The following is a 3,096-nucleotide window of genomic DNA, read 5'->3' on the forward strand; positions in this document are numbered from 1 at the left end:
CCGTCGGAGCCCCCGGCTCCCGGGTCGGCTCCGGTGGACGTCCCGGGAGCGGCCTGCTCGGGCGACCCGAGCGACTGCTGGGGCGACGGGACGGGGGCCGCACCCGGCCCCGAGGCGTCCGGGCCCCCGGCGACGGGGTCCCCCGCAGCGACGGACCCGGCCGGCGCAGCGGAGGCGGTAGGCTCGCGCCGGGGCCGTCGCCGGGCGGAGCCCTGCCGCGGCCCGTACCCGACGAGCGTCGCGATCCGTCCGTCCCTGCCCGCCTCACCGATCTTCGCGCCGGTGTCGGCGCCGGCGTCGGGCGCGGTCCCACCGGTGTCGATCGCGATGATCGGCGTCCCCACAGCGACGGTCGCGCCCGGTTCGGCCAGCAGCTCCCCGACCGTCCCGGCCCACGGCGAGGGCAGCTCCACGGCCGCCTTCGCCGTCTCGATCTCCACGATCACGTCGTTCACCGCGACCGTGTCCCCGGGCGCCACCCGCCAGGTGATGATCTCGGCCTCGGTCAGCCCCTCGCCGACGTCGGGCAGCGTGAAGTGCTCACGCATGTGCTCCTCCTCACCAGGCCAGGCAACGATCGACGGCGTCGAGCACCCGGTCCAGGTCCGGCAGGTACTCGTCCTCCAGCCGCGACGGCGGGTAGGGCGTGTCGAAACCGGTCACGCGGAGCACCGGCGCCTCCAGCGAGAAGAAGCACTCCTGCTGGATCCGGGCGGCGACCTCGGAGGTCACCGACGACTCCGCGGGCGCCTCGGACACCACGACCAGCCGTCCGGTGCGGCGCACCGAGTCCGCGACCGGGCCGAGGTCGAGCGGGGACAGCGACCGCAGGTCGACCACCTCGAGTTCGCGGCCCTCCTCGGCGGCCGCGGCGGCCGCGTCGAGGCAGGTCTTCACCATCGGCCCGTAGGTGGCGACGGTCAGCGCCGAGCCCGTCCGCACCACCCGCGACGCGTGCAGCGGGTACGCCGACGCCAGGTCGGCGCCGTCGAGCCCGCCCTTCTCCCAGTACCGGCGCTTCGGCTCGAAGAAGATCACCGGGTCGTCGGAGAGGATGGCCTGCTGGATCATCCAGTGCGCGTCCGACGGGGTCGAGCAGGTGACCACCTTCAGGCCCGCGACGTGCGCGAACAGCGACTCGGGCGACTCGGAGTGGTGCTCGACGGCACCGATCCCGCCGCCGTAGGGGATCCGGACGACGACCGGCACCGGCACCCGGCCCTGCGTCCGGTACCGCAGCTTCGCCAGCTGGGACACGATCTGGTCGTAGCCGGGGAAGACGAACCCGTCGAACTGGATCTCGCAGACCGGCCGGAACCCGCGCACCGCGAGCCCGATCGCGGCGCCGATGATCCCGGACTCCGACAGCGGGGTGTCGAGCACGCGCTGCTCGCCGAAGTCCTTCTGCAGCCCGTCGGTGATGCGGAAGACACCGCCGAGCCGGCCGACGTCCTCACCCATGACCAGCACCTTGGGGTCGCGCTCCATCGCGGCACGCAGGCCGTCGTTGAGCGCCTTCGCCATCGTGGTCGGCACAGCTCAGCCCTCCTGGTCCGCGAACGACGCGTGGTAGGCCAGGAACTCCTCGCGCTGGCGCTCCACCGTCGGCGACGCCTCGGCGTAGACCTGGGAGAACATCCGCTCCGGACCCGGCTGGGGCATCGCCCGGCAGAACGCCCGCATCCGCTCGCCCAGCGCGTCCGCCTCGGCCTCGACGGCGTCGAAGAAGTCGGCACCGACGCCGTGCCGCCGGGCCAGGTGCACCCGCACCCGCTCGATCGGGTCCTTGAGCTTCCACAGTTCGACCTCGTCGGCGAGCCGGTAGCGGGTCGCGTCGTCGGAGGTGGTGTGGGAGTCCATCCGGTAGGTGAACGCCTCGATCAGCACCGGGCCGTTGCCGGTGCGGCACTCGTCGAGCGCCCAGCGGGTGACGGCGAGGCAGGCGAGGACGTCGTTGCCGTCCACCCGGACGCCGGGGAAGCCGTAGCCGCGGGCGCGCTGGTAGAGCGGCACCCGGGTCTGGCGCTCGGCCGGCACCGAGATCGCCCACTGGTTGTTCTGGCAGAAGAAAACCAGCGGCGCGTCGTAGGCGGCGGCCCAGACGAAGCCCTCGTGGACGTCGCCCTGGCTGGTGGCGCCGTCGCCGAAGTAGCAGATGGTGGCCTCTCCGGTGTCACCGTCGGCGGTGCCGACACCGGCGGCGCTGCCGCCGACCTTCGACTCGAAGCGCTGGCCCATCGCGTAGCCGGCGGCGTTGAGGCACTGGTTGCCGATGACGATCGTGTACGGGTGGAACCGGGTCGCGACCGGGTCCCAGCTGCCGTGGTCGGTGCCGCGGAAGATGCCGAGCAGCTCGGTCGGGTCGACCCCACGGCACCAGGCGACGCCGTGCTCGCGGTAGCTGGGGAAGCACATGTCCTCGGGTGCGAGCGCGCGGCCGGAGCCGACCTGCGCGGCCTCCTGGCCGAGCAGCGGCACCCAGAGGCCGAGTTCGCCCTGGCGCTGCAGGGAGTTGCCCTCGCGGTCGGCCCGCCGGACCAGGACGAGGTCCCGGTAGAGCGACCGCAGGTCCTCGGCGGTGATGTCGGCGGCGTAGCGGTCGAAGCGCTCGTCGGGCACCCGCTCGCCCTCGGGGGTGAGCAGCTGGACGAGCTCCGGTCCGCCCTCGTCGACGCCCTTCAGCCCGGCGACGACCTGGTCGTGGCTGGGCCGCGACCGCGGGTCGGTCGGTATCCACGCCTGGGGTTCGTCCACGGCAGACCTCCTCGGTCGCACCGGGCGGGGTCACGCCCGGGAGCGTCGGCTCCGGGCCCGTGCGGGTGGTGCGGGCCCCGGGACGCGCAGGCGCGTCACCGCCGATCCTGGCACGTCACCGGCCCCGAGGAGAACCGGTGCCCCGCAGGTCGACGGGTGGACGACGGACCGTCGGACGTCCACAGACGACGGTCCCGGCACCCGGCCGGGACCGTCGCGGGAGCCGGTCAGGCGCCGTGCGGGCGCTCCGGGTCCGGCGGCGGGAACGCCGGGGGCTGCTGTGGGGTGCGCTGCGTCGGCGCGTCCGCACCCCCCGCCGGGTACGGCGGGTTCCCGGCGGCG

At 74.3% G+C, this 3,096-nt stretch carries 3 protein-coding genes; all 3 read right to left on the reverse strand.

Annotated elements, in window-relative coordinates; genetic code table 11:
• Positions 1-548 (reverse strand): biotin/lipoyl-containing protein (locus GTW08_RS13785; protein WP_346009903.1); only part of this gene is annotated, 548 nt, incomplete at its 3' end.
• Positions 549-558: 10 nt separating this feature from the next.
• A complete protein-coding gene (locus GTW08_RS13790; RefSeq protein ID WP_100880748.1) occupies positions 559-1,524 on the reverse strand; it encodes an alpha-ketoacid dehydrogenase subunit beta in 966 nt (321 codons plus the stop codon).
• A gap of 15 nt (positions 1,525-1,539) precedes the next feature.
• The gene (pdhA, locus tag GTW08_RS13795; protein WP_208623003.1) at positions 1,540-2,754 is read right to left on the reverse strand and encodes a pyruvate dehydrogenase (acetyl-transferring) E1 component subunit alpha; all 1,215 of its coding nucleotides are present in this window, start codon (positions 2,752-2,754) and stop codon (positions 1,540-1,542) included.
• Positions 2,755-3,096 lie beyond the last annotated feature (342 nt).

Source organism: Pseudonocardia sp. SID8383 (genome assembly GCF_009864975.1).
GTDB classification, from domain to species: Bacteria; Actinomycetota; Actinomycetes; order Mycobacteriales; family Pseudonocardiaceae; genus Pseudonocardia; species Pseudonocardia alni.

Coding starts and splice junctions, on each gene's coding strand:
- GTW08_RS13790 (WP_100880748.1), bottom strand. CDS start 1,524: ATGGCGAAGGCGCTCAACGACGGCCTGCGTGCCGCGATGGAGCGCGAC.